The sequence below is a fragment of the Paraburkholderia sp. BL27I4N3 genome (assembly GCF_003386115.1).
Taxonomy (GTDB): domain Bacteria; phylum Pseudomonadota; class Gammaproteobacteria; order Burkholderiales; family Burkholderiaceae; genus Paraburkholderia.
In genome coordinates this window covers 3302627-3317286 of record NZ_QREJ01000001.1, presented here as the reverse complement: position 1 = coordinate 3317286, position 14660 = coordinate 3302627, and the positions used below count along the sequence as shown (strand labels likewise).

Sequence of the window (14660 nt, the reverse complement as noted above, 5' to 3'; positions counted from 1 at the left end):
TCGTTTCGTCCGGCAAGTTTGGCTCGGCTCGCGGAGGATCGGCTGCGATCCTCTGTACAATTGGCCGATCGATTGAACATCGACCTTCCATTCGACCCATATCGACCGAATTCATGGCTATTACCTACAAGACTCCCGACGACATCGCCAGGCTGCGCATTTCCGGCCGCCTCGCGGCCGATGTGCTGGCGATGATCGGCGAGCACGTCAAGGCCGGCGTCTCCACCGACGAGCTGGACGCATTGTGCAACGACTACATTGTCAATACGCAAAAGTCGATTCCGGCAAATGTCGGCTATCTGGGTTTTCCGAAAACGGTGTGCACCTCGGTCAACTCGGTGGTGTGCCACGGCATCCCGAATCGCGCCGAGATCCTGAAAGACGGCGACATCATCAATATCGACGTCGCGATCATCAAGGACGGCTACTTCGGCGATACGAGCCGCATGTATTGCGTCGGCCAGCCGAGCACGGTGGCGCGCCAGCTGGTCGACACGACCTATGAAGCGATGCTCGCGGGCATTCGCGAGGTGAAGCCGGGCGCCACGCTCGGCGACGTGGGCCATGCGATTCAGAAGGTGGCGCAGCGCGACGGCTTCTCGATCGTGCGCGACTATTGCGGGCACGGCATCGGCAAGGTCTACCACGAAGATCCTCAAGTGCTGCACTACGGCCAGCCGGGGCAGGGCGTGCGTCTGAAGCCGGGCATGGTCTTCACGATCGAGCCGATGATCAACGCCGGCCGCGCCGGCACCGCGGTGCAGCGCGACGGCTGGACCGTGGTCACCAAGGACCGTTCGCTGTCGGCGCAATGGGAACACATGATCGCCGTCACCGACGACGGCTATGAACTCCTGACACCGTGGCCGGACGGCACCGGTAGCTACGAAGCGCCATGACCCTGCGTGGCGCGTACCGCGTCCGGGCACTTGCGCCGGAACTGGGCGCGCAACGTGCTGCTGAGTCGGGATACGCTCCGTATGTCGCTTCCCGAGGGGAGTTCCTGCGGCGCATACCCTGTTCCGGTAAAGAATGATTTGACTCTCGCGCCGGTTCGGTTAAAGCTACGCCTTAGGGTTTCAAGGGGTTTTCGTCTGCATGAGTCCGTCATTGACCGTTCGCCGTATCGCCGCTGATCAGGGCGCTGTTTTCCGCGAACTCCGTACTGCGTCGCTGCGGGAGGCACCGTATGCCTTCGGCGCCACGCTTGAGGACGCGTTGTCGGCCGACGCCGCCAGTTTCGACGCCACCGCCGCGGATCATGCGGTTTCCTTCACCTCCACCACCTTTATTCTCTACACCGAGGGCCATCCGGCGGGACTGATCGAAGCGTACTTCGACGATACCGCGGCGCGCCGCGCATTCGTTTGCGAACTGTGGGTGGCGCCGGCCGTGCGCCATCTGCGCGGCGGCGAGTTGCTGGTCGACTCGGCCGCCGCCTGGCTCGCGAACGAAGGCGCCACGGAAATCTACGCGTGGGTCGCCGACGCCAACCGCAATGCCATGCGCTTTTACGAGGCGCTCGGCTTCGGCCCGACCGGCGAGCACCGTCGCGTCACGCGTGCGCCGGACCAGGCCGAAAGCCTGCTGGTGCGCCACGTGCCGACCACGTCCCAGGTGTTTCAGCAGTGATCTCGCGAGCGGCGCGACAGTCTGCCGCTCGATTCCCTTCCGCGTCTCTTCAGCGTCGGTCGCCAGTTTGTCGGCGCGATGCGCGGCCTGAACGTCCGCAGCAAGGCCGTCGCGTTGCCGGTGCGGGAGCGCGTCGCGATGGCGGCGGCCCGTTCTCCCGGCGAAAAAGCTGGCCGCGCGCGTCGACGCCTGTAAAATACGCAAAATTTTTTGCCGAACGCTATGTCGCCCAAGAAATCGCCCTTTTTCGAACTTCGCAGCGGCTCTGTCGACACGCTCCTGTTCGTGGTCAAGACAACCGACCTCGACGCCATGCGTGCCGAACTGACCCGGCGCTTCGAGGCGACCCCCGAGTTTTTCGCTAACGACGTCGTCGCGATCGACGTGCGCCGTCTCGCCGAAAACGAACGTGTGCCGCTCGCCGACATCGCGCAACTGCTCGACAGCGTACGCATGCGCCCCGTTGGCGTGGTCGCCAACGCGCAGCAGGCGTGGGCGGCGGAGTCGCAGCTGCCGTTGCTCGAAGCGCGTGACCGCCGCGGCGCCGCTAACGCTCCCAAATCCGCAGACGAAGACAACGCTGCCGCAGCCGCGCCGGCTGTCACCGCCGCGACGGCCACGCCGCCTTCCGATCTATTCGAACTCGCCGCCGCCGCGCCGGAGAACGGCACGCCGGCCACGGTCGCTGCCGTCGAGCCCGCTCCCGCCGCGGAGCCGGTGCGTCTCGCCACGTCGTCGCAAACCATGGTGGTCGACAAGCCGCTGCGCTCCGGTCAGCGCATTTACGCCAAGGGCGACCTGGTCGTGCTCGGCCTCGTGAGCTACGGCGCGGAAGTGATCGCGGAAGGCAACATCCATATTTACGCGCCGCTGCGCGGCCGGGCTTTGGCCGGCGTGCAGGGCAATCACGACGCGCGCATTTTCTGCACGTGTCTCGAGCCGGAACTCATCTCGATCGCAGGCATCTATCGAACGACTGAGAACCCTTTGCCGGCTGACGTGCTCGGCAAGCCGGTGCAGATCTGGCTCGAAGAAGAAAAGTTGATGATCGAACCGCTGCGGCTCACCTAAACGACGTGAAGCGCGCCGCGTCGGTCAAGCGTGATGCACGCGGCGTTTCACGGCAAATATGGCCGCACATAATTGACGAATTTGACGAACACAAGGTAAGGGTAATGGCAAAAATCATTGTGGTGACTTCGGGCAAGGGTGGCGTGGGCAAGACGACCACGAGCGCGAGTTTTGCATCAGCCCTCGCTCTGCGTGGCAGCAAAACCGCCGTGATCGACTTCGACGTCGGCCTGCGTAACCTCGACCTCATCATGGGTTGTGAACGCCGCGTGGTGTACGACCTGATCAATGTGATCCAGGGCGAAGCCAATCTGAACCAGGCGCTCATCAAGGACAAGAAGTGCGAGAACCTGTTCATCCTGCCGGCCTCGCAAACGCGTGACAAAGACGCGCTGACCATGGAAGGCGTCGAGAAGGTCATCAACGACCTGATCGCGATGGACTTCGAATTCATCGTGTGCGATTCGCCGGCCGGTATCGAATCGGGCGCGCTGCTCGCCATGCATTTCGCCGACGAAGCACTGATCGTAACGAATCCGGAAGTCTCGTCGGTGCGCGACTCGGACCGCATCCTCGGCATTCTGTCGTCGAAGACCAAGCGCGCGATCGAAGGCAAGGAGCCGATCAAGGAACATCTGCTGATCACCCGCTACAACCCGAAGCGCGTCAGCGAAGGCGAGATGCTGTCGCTGACCGATATCCAGGAAATTCTGCGCATCGACCTGATCGGCGTGATTCCGGAATCGGAAGCGGTGCTGCACGCATCGAACCAGGGCTTGCCGGCAGTGCACCTTGACGGTACGGATGTGGCCGAAGCCTATAAAGATGTCGTGTCGCGTTTCCTCGGCGAGCAGAAGTCGCTTCGCTTTACCGATTACCAGAAGCCCGGGCTGCTGCAGCGCCTCTTCGGCACCAAGTAAGGGGAGCGCACGTAATGTCGATTCTTTCGTTTTTGCTGGGCGAGAAGAAGAAGTCCGCGTCGGTAGCGAAGGAACGCCTGCAGTTGATCATCGCGCATGAGCGCGCCGGCGGCCATGCGCCTGCCGATTACCTGCCTGCGTTGCAACGCGAACTGGTGGCCGTGATCTCGAAGTACGTGAAGATTTCTCATGACGATATTCGCGTGAGCCTCGAACGTCAGGACGATCTCGAAGTGCTCGAGGTCAAGATCGAAATACCGCAGGCCTGATCGTTCAAAGGTCTGTTCCGTCTCGCGGCCGGTTTCTTATCACGTGCTGCGCGCTTCGCTGCGTTGCGTCGAGATGACGTGATGCAGGGCGGCGCGCGAGTGTGCCGCTCCGTTGTGCCTCTTTGTCATTCCTGATTCCCCTCTGTGTTCGTGCGCATGGGCATGCATGGGCTTTCTCGCGCGCGTCAGCGGCGCGTCGAAATAATCCGTTGCACTTCGGCCTGTGGCGTTACACGCCCACGGTCAGCCGCTGCGTCCCCTCGCGCATTAAATGGATAACGCCGCCTTCGGCGCCTATCTACAGAGGGATAACATGAACAAGACCTTTCGTTTGCTGCTTGCCAACACCGTATTGATCGCCGCCGGCGCAGCCGCCGTGGCATCGGCCTCGGCCGCGGAAGTCGTCGTGATCGCGCCGTCCGCGCCGCCGCCGGTGCGCTACGAAGCGGTGCCCGCGTCGCGCGTCGGCTACGTGTGGGATCAAGGTCATTGGCGCTGGGATCACGGCCGCTATGTGTGGATCGGCGGTCACTGGCAAGCCGAGCGTGTCGGCTATCACTGGGTGCCGGGCCACTGGGTCGCGCACGGCCCGAATTATCACTGGGTTGAAGGCCACTGGGCGTAACGCCATGTGCTTCGGCATGCACGGCGCGGCGAGTGCCGCGCATGCCATCCCTTCCGTTTCGACAAGCACGGACAAATGCATGCACCGCGCCGCGCGTTCGGCGTAGCGCTCGCCCGCGCGCGCTTCAGGAAACCCTGTGATGAAAAAGAATCTGCTTCTGATCGCCGTGCTGGCGGTCATGCTGGCCGGCTGCGTCGTCGTGCCTGCGCGGCCGATGTATCTGCGCGCCCCGGCCGTCGTCGTCTACCGACGCGGTGCGCCGCCGTTGGCGTCGTCGACGGGCGGCTCACCGTCGACTTGCGCAACCGGCCGGCCGGGCGCTTCGACCTCGGGCACTTCCGGCGTCGGTGCGGGCGCGGGTTGCGGCAACGGCGTCATATAGCGCGCGGCCAGCGACTCATACAGAGGCGGCGCAAAGAGACGCGACACGCGGCTCGAAATCAACGCGGTGGCCATCAGCGAAATCACCAAAGCGTGGCCGTTGATCATCTCCATCACAATCACGAACGACGTAATCGGCGACTGCGTGACGGCGGCCAGGTAGCCGACCATGCCGAGCGCGATCAGCATCGGCAGGTCCATCGAGTCGAACACTCGGTGCAGCAGATCGCCGAAGCCCGCGCCGATCGACAGCGACGGCGCGAAGATGCCGCCTGGAATGCCCGGCAAATAGGAGCCGACCATCGAAATCATCTTCATGAACGGATAAAACACCGACAACTGCGCGTGGCCGTCGAGCAAACCGCGCGCTTCGGCGTAGCCGCTGCCGAAGGTCGTGCCGCCCGAAATCAGGCCGACCACCGCGATCACGAAACCGCACACCGCGGCGAACGCGACCGGCCGCTCGCTGTGCAACTGCCGCAGCGGCGCCGGAATCCAGCGCGCGGTATTCAGCAGGAGCCAGCCGAACAAACCGCCCGCAAGGCCCGTGACGATCGCCGTAAGCAACACCGCGAGTGCCAGCACATTAGGAAAGTGCGCGCCGATCTGGATGGTGCCGAAATAGGTGTAGTTGCCATTCAAGCCGAGCGCGATTACGCCAGCGATGATAATCGCGGTAATCAGCACGCCGCTCGCGCGCGCCTCGAAGCTGCGCGTCAATTCCTCGATCGCGAACACGATACCGGCGAGCGGCGTGTTGAACGCCGCGGACAAGCCCGCCGCCGCGCCGGCCAGCACGAGTTGCCGTTCGATCAGCGCATTCGAGCGTGGATACAGCCGCCGCAAATTGAACATCAAGGCGGCGCCGACCTGCACGGTCGGTCCCTCGCGGCCGATCGTGAGGCCGCCGAGAATCGCTAGAAACGACACGACGATCTTGCCAAACAGAATCCGGAAGGTGAGCAGCCGTGACCCGTATTCGCTCGTCCGGGAGTGAAGGGCGGCGATGACCTGCGGAATGCCGCTGCCTTCGGCGCCGCGGAAGAACTTGCGCGTGAGCCAGACGGCGAGCGCCGCGACCGCGGGAGTGATGATCAGCGGTGCCCACACATGCCGTTGCTGCACGGAGCGAAATTCGTTGTAGCCCCAGTCGATCAGTCTTGCGTACAGTACCGCGGTCAACCCGACTGCAATCGCACCGAGCCAGAAGACGCCGTATTGGCGCCACAGTCGTCTCGCGCGTCGAACGATGGCGGAAGAGCGGATCGGGATGGGCCGGGACATGAGCGTGTGTGGCGCAAAAGGGTGCAGTATAAGTCGCGCCGCGCCCATCACCTGTGTGAAAGTATTCTGAAATGGTGTAAAAGGGCTGCGTGTCAGCCGCTGAACGTAACCCGCCGTAGTAATGACCGAAAGGCCGATGTCCGATTCGGCAAAGGTTATCGGATTCGTCGGCTAAAATACTGTGATGTCCGAACAACTCACAGGTCCTCAATGAAGCGCGTCCTTATCGTCAAGGTCACTTCGCTCGGCGATATCGTGCAAGCCTTGCCCGTGGTCGCCGATATCAAGCGCGCGTTTCCCGGCGTTCAGGTGGATTGGGCCGCCGACGAAGCATTCGCCGAAGTCGTGCACTGGAGCGAGAATGTAGACCGCGTGTTGTGCGCGCCATTGCGCCGCTTCAAGAAAGCGCGCCGCTGGGCCGATTTCAAATCGATCTGGGCGTCCATCGCCGAGTTGCGCGCCTATCGCTACGATTTCATCCTCGACATTCAGGGCGTGTACAAGAGCGCGATTATTGCGTTTCTGGCGCGCTCGTCGCGACGCATCGGCTACCGGGCGCCGGATCTCGGCGAGCAGGGCGCGGCGTTCGCTTATACCGGCCGATTCGGCCCGCGTCCGAAATGCAATGCGTGGCATGGCATGCGCATCAGCGCGGGCGAGGCACTGGGCTACGAAATAGAAGGCCCGGCGGTCTTCAATCTGCGCTTGCCGGAACCGGCCACGCTTCCGTTCGAGACGAACGGTGCGCCGGTCGCGGCGTTCTTTCACGCCACCTCGAAAGACGACAAAAAATGGCCGGTGAGCCATTGGGTGGCGATCGGCCGCGAACTCGCGCAGCGTGGTTTTCAACTGGTGCTGCCGTGGGGCTCAGAAGGCGAGCGGCTCGAAGCGGAGCAGATCGCATCGCAACTGCCGGGCGCGACCGTCCTGCCGAAAATGAGCGTGACGGAAATCGCGCAGATGATCGACGCGTGCTCGCTCGTGGTCGGCACCGACACGGGCTTCGTCCACCTTGCGCACGCGCTGCAGAAGCGCACCGTGATGATCTTCGTGGCGACACCGCCGTCGCATTACGGCATTGAGTCGCCATACCGCTCCGTCTCCATCGGCGACGGCCAGTCGGTGCCGCCCATCAGCGCCGCGCTCGAGGCGATCGACTACGTTCACACCGAGGCGCACGACGTGACGGCACAGCACGGGTCCGCAGCGGTCTGAACGCGGCGTCCCGACGTCTTGCGCAATCGTTTGCTCGAAAAGAAAAGAGGCGTGACGCGCAGTCCGCTCAAACAACCGAGCGCCGCCTCGTGACGCCTCCGAAAACGCCCGTGTCGGGGAACAGCGGGCGGAGAGGAATCGCTGCAATCAATACATTCGGCTACGCATTGAGCGGTGACATCGTGTACACGCTTGGTGTCGACGCGATGACCGCCGTCTGGCGACCGGCCGGGGTGCATCTCGGGTTCATCTGCGGGATAGGGTGCGAATGTCCACACGGTTTCGTGCAGCACCTCGACTTCCCCGCAGCCGCGAATTCAAAAGGCGCCGCGCATTACAGGCCTGTTAAATCTGTCGCTTTTCGTTGAGCGCCGACTTGGCCATTCACGCATTATTCGCGTGACCAAAGGCGACGGCGCGCTGGATGCATTCGTGGGTGCATTGTCCGGCAGATTCACCTTGCGCCGCGTATGCGCCGCCAGCAAGGCACGCGCCGAACCGGCACATTCAAACCAGTATAGGCGGTGATTTCCTCCGATGTGAATTCGACGTGATCGCGCCTCGCGCGCAGTGAGTTACGCGCGTCGATCATGTAACACCTTGGTGATTTTCCCTTACAAATCGCAACGCTCGCGCAGCGCGCCGTCGTGTTCAATCGAGTCATTCGGGGTTTCGGCTCGAATGACTCTGACACGATGGAGAACAACAATGAAACGCTTGATCCTCAGCCTGATCGCAGGCACGCTGCTCGCAACGGCACTTGGTGGTTGCATCGTCGCGCCCGCGCCGGGCTACTACGGCGGCGGTGGCTACTATCATCACGGCGGCTATTACTACCGGTGATCCAACTGACCGAAGCCGCGGCGCCTGCGATGGCGCTGCGGCACCCGTCCGCGTCAGGCCAACAGCATTTCGAACGCAATGACCGCGGCGATGGCCGCGGCATTCGCAGCCAGCGCTTCCACCACGATGCCTTTCCATGTCGCCGGACGAAAGCGCAATGCAAGCAATAGCGAACATAGCAACGCCAGTGCAATGATCATCACGACGTCCGCGTTGTGAAGGTGAACGTTCATCCCTGCCTCCCTGCCTCCCTGCTGCCTGAAGGGTTATTTGAGTCGAGTATAGGCATGTCAAAAAGACGCGCAAGGCAGGGAATTTACTCAGCAAATGCTCGGCTAGCGAAGGGCGCCGCTCGCGTTACATCAGCCGTGTGTCGCGTGTTTCGCGCATGCACAGCACGCCGATCATGCTGACGGCTGCGGCGATCGACACATACGCGCCCACCCATGGCAACCCGCCGCGCGCGGCGAGCATCTGCGCGATATACGGCGCGACGGACGCGCCGAGAATCCCACCGAGGTTGTACGACACACCGGCGCCGGTATAGCGCACATTGGTGGGAAACAACTCCGGCAGGAGCGCGCCCATCGGCGCGAACGTCACGCCCATCAAAAACAGTTCGATCACAAGAAACAGCAGCACCAGCGACGTCTGTCCGCTGCCAAGCAACGGCGCCATCGTGAAGCCCGACAGAATCGCCGCGATGATGCCGACGATCAGCACCGGCTTGCGTCCAAAGCGATCGGCGGCCCAGGCCGACAGCGGCGTGGCGAGTGCCATGAATACCACCGCGATACACAGCAGACCGAGGAACGTCGGCCGCGGAATATGCAACACGGAGACGCCGTACGACAGCGAAAACGTGGTGGCGTTGTAGAAGAGCGTGTAGCAGACCACCATCGCGAGCGCGCCGAGCAGGGTCGGCACCCAGTGTTGCGACAGCAGCGTGGCGATCGGCACCTTCACGCGTTCCTGACGTTCGATCGCCGCCTGGAACGCCGGCGTCTCGGCGATTTTCAGGCGCACGTATAAACCGAGCGCGACCAGCACCGCGCTCACGAGGAACGGCACGCGCCAGCCCCAACTGCGGAATTGCTCGTCGCTCAACGAGAGCGCCAGCGCGAAGAACAGGCCGTTGGACGCAAGAAAGCCGATCGACGGCCCGAGTTGCGGGAACATGCCGAACCAGCCGCGTTTGCCGGGCGGCGCATTCTCGGTGGCGAGCAGCGCGGCGCCGCCCCATTCGCCGCCGAGGCCGATGCCCTGGCCGAAGCGCAAGATGCACAACAGGATCGGCGCGAGGCTGCCGATCGAGTCGTAGCCGGGGACGAAACCGATCAGCGTGGTGGACAGGCCCATCACCAGTAGCGACGCCACCAGCGTCGATTTACGGCCGATCCGGTCACCGAAGTGGCCGAACAGGAACGAGCCGATCGGCCGCGCCACGAAGGCGATGCCGAACGTGACGAAGGCCGACAAGGCCTGCGCCGTCGCCGAGCCGTGCGGGAAAAACACCGGTCCGATGACGAGCGCCGCGGCGGTCGCATAGACGTAGAAATCGTAGAACTCGATCGCGGTGCCGATAAAGCTCGCGAAGATGATCCGCGAACTCTTGTTTTGCCCGGCCGCATTGGGCTGGGCCGCGGAAATCGGCGACGTGGACATGCAGGGTCTCCCTATATCGTGATGCCGCCGGACGCCCGGTTCGTGAGCCGGTGGTGCGTGTGGAGACGACATCTTTGTTCAAATTCGTGGGCCTCGCTTTGTCCGCGGGCCGGCGGGCGGCTCGTGTGACGCAGGCGACGCGAACAACGAAGCAACAGCTTACAACGGCAGCCGGCGAAGTTCGCCCGCGAAAGCGGCCATACCAGGGCAATAACCAGGCGGGAGGCGTGCGACGGGCGAGGTAAGGCGGGGCGGCCGGTGCGGCGCGAAGCCGGGATGCTTTCCGATCCGGGCAACGGCGGGTCGCACCATGCATCAAGCAGGCGGCGCTGGCGGATGGCGCGGCGGCGCTGCAATCGGGCTCATGCCGCGCCGGCGGATGAGCGGGCGGGGTGAGCCATGCCGGAAGGCTCCGGCGCGGGGAATCGGAAAATTATAGCGAGCGCGGCCGCGCCGCAGCAAGGCAGCGCCGGTTTTGCCGCGCGCCTGGCACGACACGAACCGTGTTCAATCGATGGTCTGCGCTTGCGGCGAGGCGAGCTCGCGGAGCTGGAATTTGCCGTTGTCGTTGAACAGCCAGTCTTCGAATAGCTCGAGCTGGCCTCGACCGTTCAGCAATTTGCCGGGCGGTTGCGGCAGCGGCGCGGCGCGCCGCAAGCTGGCGAGCGCGGTGCTCTCGGCTTCGTCGTCGCCGTTGGTGCGATACACCGCCGACTCCAGCACATGGCCATTGCCATCCACCGTGAACGACACGACCACGAGCGAGCGCAGCATCGCTTGCGGCGTGCCGCGCAGCACGTAAGACGGATTGCGTTCGATGATGCGTCTCGCCACGGCCTCACGGTACTGGTCGAGCGTCGCGCTGTTGATGGCGGCCGCGGGCGTCGGCACGCTGGCGCGTGGCGGTGGTGTGATGGTGCAGCCAGCCATGCCGATGACCAGGCCGACAGCGAGGAACATGCCGCGCACATGCGCGGGCCGTACGCCGACGCTGCAAACGCAGCGTCCGTTGCAATGGCGAAGATGACGCGTGCGAGTGAACATGATGAGGGAAACCACAAACACAGAGCCTGATTTGATGGTAGTCAAAATCCGCCAGGAAGCAATTGGCGTTCGCCCGCTCTATGTGGCCCAACCGACTGTAATAGGCGGAAATATGAGCGAATTGGTTGGCGGCGAAAACACGCCTACACTTCGATGGCCTCTTTCGAGAGGCATCGGTGTAAGTCTTTCATTTAGCCCGCTTCGCGCGGGCTTTTTCTTTTGCGGTGAGGTTCACTTGGGCACGTGCGGCGCGAAAAACAAAAGGCGAACCCGATAACGAGTCCGCCTTTCTATCCGCAAGCTGCGTGCAGTAGCCAAGCAGGAGCCAGGCAGGAGACGAGCGCAGGATGCGCGCTCACCGCATGCCGCGCGTCCGCTTACTTCAACGCTTCACGTGCCGCCTTCACCGCCGCGAGCACCTGCTCGGGCGCCGTGCCGCCCGGATGATTGCGGCTCGCCACCGAGCCTTCCAGCGTCAGATACGAGAACACGTCTTCGCCGATCAGATGTGCGACGTTCGGCAGTTCCTTGCGCATTTCATCGAGCGTCAGATCCGCCAGATCGCAGCCACGATCCGCGCAGACGCGCACGGCCAGCGCCACCGCTTCGTGCGCGTCGCGGAACGGCAGGCCACGCTTGACCAGATAGTCGGCCAGATCGGTGGCCGTGGAGAAGCCTTGCAGCGCGGCGTCGCGCATGGCTTGCGGCTTCACCGAAATACCGGCGACCATTTCAGCGAAGATGCGCAGCGTATCCGCAACCGTATCGACGGTGTCGAACAGCGGTTCCTTGTCTTCCTGATTGTCCTTGTTGTATGCGAGCGGCTGGCCTTTCATCAGCGTGAGCAGCGCGATCAGATGGCCGTTCACGCGGCCGGTCTTGCCGCGCGCGAGTTCGGGCACGTCCGGGTTCTTCTTCTGCGGCATGATCGACGAGCCGGTGCAAAACCGATCCGCCAGATCGATGAAGCCGACGCGCGGGCTCATCCACAGCACGAGTTCTTCGGAGAAGCGCGAGACGTGCGTCATGACGAGCGCCGAGGCCGCCGTGAATTCGATCGCGAAGTCGCGGTCGGACACCGCATCCAGCGAGTTCGCGCAGATGCCGTCGAAGCCCAAAGTCTTCGCCACCGCGTGACGATCGATCGGGTAGCTAGTGCCGGCGAGCGCGGCCGCGCCCAGCGGCAGGCGGTTCACACGCTTGCGGCAGTCGATCATGCGTTCGGCGTCGCGCGAAAACATTTCGACGTAGGCGAGCAGGTGATGGCCGAACGTGACCGGCTGCGCTACCTGCAAGTGCGTGAAGCCCGGCATGATGGTCGAGGCGTTCTTCTCCGCCATGTCGAGCAGGGCCGTGCGCAATTCCGTCAGCAAACCGCCGATCCGGTCGATCTCGCCGCGCAGCCACAAGCGGATATCCGTCGCCACCTGGTCGTTACGCGAGCGGCCGGTGTGCAGGCGCTTGCCGGCGTCGCCGATCAGCGCGGTCAGTCGCGCTTCGATGTTCAGGTGGACGTCTTCCAGATCGAGTTGCCAATCGAACTCGCCTCGCTCGATTTCGCCCTTGATCTGCGCCATGCCGCCTTGGATCGCGGTGAGGTCGTCGGCGGCGATGATCTTCTGCGCGGCCAGCATCGAGGCGTGCGCGAGCGACCCTTCGATGTCGACGAACGCCAGACGCTTGTCGAAGAAAACCGACGACGTGTAGCGTTTGACAAGCTCCGACATCGGCTCCGAGAAGCGAGCCGACCAGGCTTCGCCTTTTTTGTGCAGTTGGGACGTCATGGTGTTGGGCAGTTAAGCGGCAGTTGAGCGAGCGGTGAAGAGGCTGGCGACGCGAATGCACATGCCGTGCAAAAGTGACGCCGAAGCGAGGAAAGACAGGGATTTTAACACTGGCCGGGAGGCTTAAAGACGCCGTGCGCCGCGGCTGTGTCCCGTCGCCTACTCGCGCATCAGCACCACCAGTTTCAGATCTTCGCGATGCGCGGGTTTGAACGTGATCTGGTCGTACACGATGCGGCCGTCGCGCGGATGGTTGAACTCGCGCCGTCCGCCTTCGCGGCCGCCCACATCCTGCGAGGCCCAGAAGCGCGCGAACGCGTCGCTCGCGGCGGTGAGCGAGTCGATCAGCGCACGGGTGGGCGCGTCGTTCAGATGGCGGATCGAATCGGCGCGGAATTCGGCGGCGAGCCGCCGCGCGCGCGTTTCCCAATCGACGATCAACTCACGCGCGGCCGCTTCCGTGAAGGTATAGCGCAGCAGATTGCGGTCGTGCGCGCCGTCCAGCCAGCCGACGAACAGGTCCGTGGCGCGCTCGTTCCACGCGAGCGCATTCCACTGGCGGTCGAGCACATAGGCCGGCGCACTGACAAGCTGCACGGTTTGCAGCAAGGTGGCTGGCGCATCGGCGGCGGCCGGATCGGGCTCAGCCGGGTCGCGCTGGGCGGCCAGTTCGAACAGATACGCCCGTTCGGCCCGCGACAGTTGCAACGCGACGGCGATGCGCGCGAGCGCGTCGGCGGACGCGGAGACCGGGCGCCCCTGTTCGATCCATGTGTACCAGGTCGGACTCACGCCGCACAGTTGCGCGACTTCCTCGCGCCGCAATCCCGGTGTGCGGCGGCGTGGACCCGGCGGCAAGCCGACCGCTTGCGGCGAGAGCCGCTCACGGTGAGCGCGGATGAAGTCGCCGAGCGCGCGGGCCGGGGTGGCGTCGAGCGGCGGCGGGTTGTCGGCGGAAGACGGCGTGGTCATGCTGAGCGGGCGATAGGTCGACGAAGGCAGGGAGGTAATGGCGATACCAGAATAATCGCTTAACTTGTACCGGTACACAGCGGGCCCTATTGTAACGGCTGGAATCGCACAACGCGCTTCCAGCGCTGCCCCAAATACATAACCGGAGCCTTCCATGAAGCATCACGATCAGGTCGCCGACGCCTTTGGCTCGACCGCCGCCGCCTATTTGACGAGCCCGACCCATGCCACCGGCGCCGATCTGCGGACGCTGGCCGAATCGATCGCGGCGACGCCGGATGCGACGGTGCTCGACATGGGTTGTGGCGCCGGCCACGCGAGTTTCGCGGTCGCGCCGCACGCGCGAGCCGTGGTCGCCTACGACATCGCGCCGCAAATGCTGGCGACCGTGGAAGGCGCCGCGAAGGAGCGCGGTCTCGCCAATATCCGCACGCAGCAGGGCGCGGCCGAAGTGCTGCCGTTCGCCGATCATTCGTTCGACTGGGTGATCAGCCGGATGAGCGCGCATCACTGGCACGACGTGCCGCTCGCACTCGCCGAAGTACGGCGCGTGTTGAAGCCGGGCGGCAAGGTGCTGTTCATCGATATCGCCGGCAGCGATCATCCGCTGCTCGACACGCATATTCAGGCGATCGAGTTGTTGCGCGACGGCTCGCATATTCGCGATTACCGCGCCGACGAGTGGATCGTGTTATTTGCCACGGCCGGGTTCAGGGCATCGATTCGTGAGCGCTGGCGCATCGATATCGAGTTCAGCTCGTGGGTGGCGCGCATGCGCACGCCGGAAGCGCGTGTGGTGGCGATTCGTTCGATGTGGGCGAATTCGCCGGACGAAGTCCGTCAATATTTCGACGTGCAGGAAGACGGCTCTTTCAAGCTCGACGCGTTGATGATCGAAGCACAATAAAAAGCCGGGCGCGACGAACAACGTCGCGCCCGGCTTGTGTGCTCAAAG

General features: G+C 63.7%; 15 protein-coding genes. 9 read left to right on the top strand and 6 right to left on the bottom strand.

Features of this window, described 5'->3' with window-relative positions:
- The first annotated feature begins 113 nt into the window (after window positions 1-113).
- The 6 genes from map to B0G71_RS15090 all read left to right on the top strand — a co-directional run bounded on the left by map (window position 114) and on the right by B0G71_RS15090 (window position 4517).
- Window positions 114-899 (top strand): type I methionyl aminopeptidase, encoded by a 786-nt coding sequence (map, locus tag B0G71_RS15115; RefSeq protein WP_106279976.1) that lies wholly within the window; start codon window positions 114-116, stop codon window positions 897-899.
- Between the two features lie 199 nt (window positions 900-1098).
- Complete coding sequence (locus B0G71_RS15110) at window positions 1099-1632, top strand: GNAT family N-acetyltransferase (protein WP_106279978.1); 534 nt, start codon at window positions 1099-1101, stop codon at window positions 1630-1632.
- Between the two features lie 222 nt (window positions 1633-1854).
- The gene (gene minC / locus B0G71_RS15105; protein ID WP_116142581.1) at window positions 1855-2703 is read left to right on the top strand and encodes a septum site-determining protein MinC; all 849 of its coding nucleotides are present in this window, start codon (window positions 1855-1857) and stop codon (window positions 2701-2703) included.
- A 104-nt stretch (window positions 2704-2807) separates the two neighbouring features.
- Window positions 2808-3623 carry a septum site-determining protein MinD gene (minD, locus tag B0G71_RS15100; protein WP_006048490.1) on the top strand — a complete coding sequence of 272 codons (816 nt, stop codon included), beginning with the start codon at window positions 2808-2810 and terminating at the stop codon, window positions 3621-3623.
- A 14-nt stretch (window positions 3624-3637) separates the two neighbouring features.
- Window positions 3638-3892, top strand: coding sequence for a cell division topological specificity factor MinE (gene minE / locus B0G71_RS15095; protein WP_012432104.1), 255 nt, complete (start codon window positions 3638-3640; stop codon window positions 3890-3892).
- 313 nt (window positions 3893-4205) lie between these two features.
- Window positions 4206-4517, top strand: a complete 312-nt coding sequence (locus tag B0G71_RS15090) for a YXWGXW repeat-containing protein (RefSeq protein ID WP_116148613.1) — start codon at window positions 4206-4208, stop codon at window positions 4515-4517.
- Between the two features lie 243 nt (window positions 4518-4760).
- Here B0G71_RS15090 and B0G71_RS15085 read toward each other — a convergent pair whose 3' ends face one another.
- Window positions 4761-6182, bottom strand: a complete 1422-nt coding sequence (locus B0G71_RS15085) for a chloride channel protein (protein ID WP_116142580.1) — start codon at window positions 6180-6182, stop codon at window positions 4761-4763.
- Window positions 6183-6392: 210 nt separating this feature from the next.
- On the opposite strand from B0G71_RS15085, the gene waaC reads away from it, so the two are divergent.
- Together waaC and B0G71_RS41975 are read left to right on the top strand one after the other, a co-directional pair.
- On the top strand, window positions 6393-7397 hold the full coding sequence (gene waaC / locus B0G71_RS15080) for a lipopolysaccharide heptosyltransferase I (protein ID WP_116142579.1): 1005 nt from the start codon (window positions 6393-6395) through the stop codon (window positions 7395-7397).
- A 708-nt stretch (window positions 7398-8105) separates the two neighbouring features.
- Window positions 8106-8240, top strand: coding sequence for a hypothetical protein (locus B0G71_RS41975; protein WP_012432108.1), 135 nt, complete (start codon window positions 8106-8108; stop codon window positions 8238-8240).
- 53 nt (window positions 8241-8293) lie between these two features.
- On the opposite strand, the gene B0G71_RS15075 is transcribed toward B0G71_RS41975, so the two are convergent.
- The 5 genes from B0G71_RS15075 to B0G71_RS15055 form a co-directional block, all read right to left on the bottom strand.
- Entirely contained in the window at window positions 8294-8473 is a 180-nt protein-coding gene (locus B0G71_RS15075) for a hypothetical protein (RefSeq protein ID WP_106279985.1), read from the bottom strand.
- A 124-nt stretch (window positions 8474-8597) separates the two neighbouring features.
- Complete coding sequence (locus tag B0G71_RS15070) at window positions 8598-9905, bottom strand: MFS transporter (RefSeq protein ID WP_116142578.1); 1308 nt, start codon at window positions 9903-9905, stop codon at window positions 8598-8600.
- Between the two features lie 507 nt (window positions 9906-10412).
- Entirely contained in the window at window positions 10413-10865 is a 453-nt protein-coding gene (locus tag B0G71_RS15065; protein WP_258875764.1) for a TonB family protein, read from the bottom strand.
- A gap of 461 nt (window positions 10866-11326) precedes the next feature.
- Window positions 11327-12733: an argininosuccinate lyase gene (gene argH / locus B0G71_RS15060; protein WP_116142576.1), complete on the bottom strand. Its 1407-nt coding sequence runs from the start codon at window positions 12731-12733 to the stop codon at window positions 11327-11329.
- Window positions 12734-12892: 159 nt separating this feature from the next.
- Window positions 12893-13705 (bottom strand): helix-turn-helix transcriptional regulator, encoded by an 813-nt coding sequence (locus B0G71_RS15055; protein ID WP_116142575.1) that lies wholly within the window; start codon window positions 13703-13705, stop codon window positions 12893-12895.
- A gap of 154 nt (window positions 13706-13859) precedes the next feature.
- Here B0G71_RS15055 and B0G71_RS15050 point away from each other — a divergent pair, with 154 nt between their 5' ends.
- Window positions 13860-14612, top strand: a complete 753-nt coding sequence (locus tag B0G71_RS15050; protein WP_116142574.1) for a class I SAM-dependent methyltransferase — start codon at window positions 13860-13862, stop codon at window positions 14610-14612.
- The last annotated feature ends 48 nt before the right edge of the window (window positions 14613-14660 follow it).

Coding starts and splice junctions, on each gene's coding strand:
- B0G71_RS15090 (WP_116148613.1), top strand. CDS start 4,206: ATGAACAAGACCTTTCGTTTGCTGCTTGCCAACACCGTATTGATCGCC.
- B0G71_RS15055 (WP_116142575.1), bottom strand. CDS start 13,705: ATGACCACGCCGTCTTCCGCCGACAACCCGCCGCCGCTCGACGCCACC.
- B0G71_RS15110 (WP_106279978.1), top strand. CDS start 1,099: ATGAGTCCGTCATTGACCGTTCGCCGTATCGCCGCTGATCAGGGCGCT.
- B0G71_RS15050 (WP_116142574.1), top strand. CDS start 13,860: ATGAAGCATCACGATCAGGTCGCCGACGCCTTTGGCTCGACCGCCGCC.
- minD (WP_006048490.1), top strand. CDS start 2,808: ATGGCAAAAATCATTGTGGTGACTTCGGGCAAGGGTGGCGTGGGCAAG.
- B0G71_RS15075 (WP_106279985.1), bottom strand. CDS start 8,473: ATGAACGTTCACCTTCACAACGCGGACGTCGTGATGATCATTGCACTG.
- B0G71_RS41975 (WP_012432108.1), top strand. CDS start 8,106: ATGAAACGCTTGATCCTCAGCCTGATCGCAGGCACGCTGCTCGCAACG.
- minC (WP_116142581.1), top strand. CDS start 1,855: ATGTCGCCCAAGAAATCGCCCTTTTTCGAACTTCGCAGCGGCTCTGTC.
- B0G71_RS15070 (WP_116142578.1), bottom strand. CDS start 9,905: ATGTCCACGTCGCCGATTTCCGCGGCCCAGCCCAATGCGGCCGGGCAA.
- argH (WP_116142576.1), bottom strand. CDS start 12,733: ATGACGTCCCAACTGCACAAAAAAGGCGAAGCCTGGTCGGCTCGCTTC.
- B0G71_RS15085 (WP_116142580.1), bottom strand. CDS start 6,182: ATGTCCCGGCCCATCCCGATCCGCTCTTCCGCCATCGTTCGACGCGCG.
- map (WP_106279976.1), top strand. CDS start 114: ATGGCTATTACCTACAAGACTCCCGACGACATCGCCAGGCTGCGCATT.
- minE (WP_012432104.1), top strand. CDS start 3,638: ATGTCGATTCTTTCGTTTTTGCTGGGCGAGAAGAAGAAGTCCGCGTCG.
- B0G71_RS15065 (WP_258875764.1), bottom strand. CDS start 10,865: ATGTTCCTCGCTGTCGGCCTGGTCATCGGCATGGCTGGCTGCACCATC.
- waaC (WP_116142579.1), top strand. CDS start 6,393: ATGAAGCGCGTCCTTATCGTCAAGGTCACTTCGCTCGGCGATATCGTG.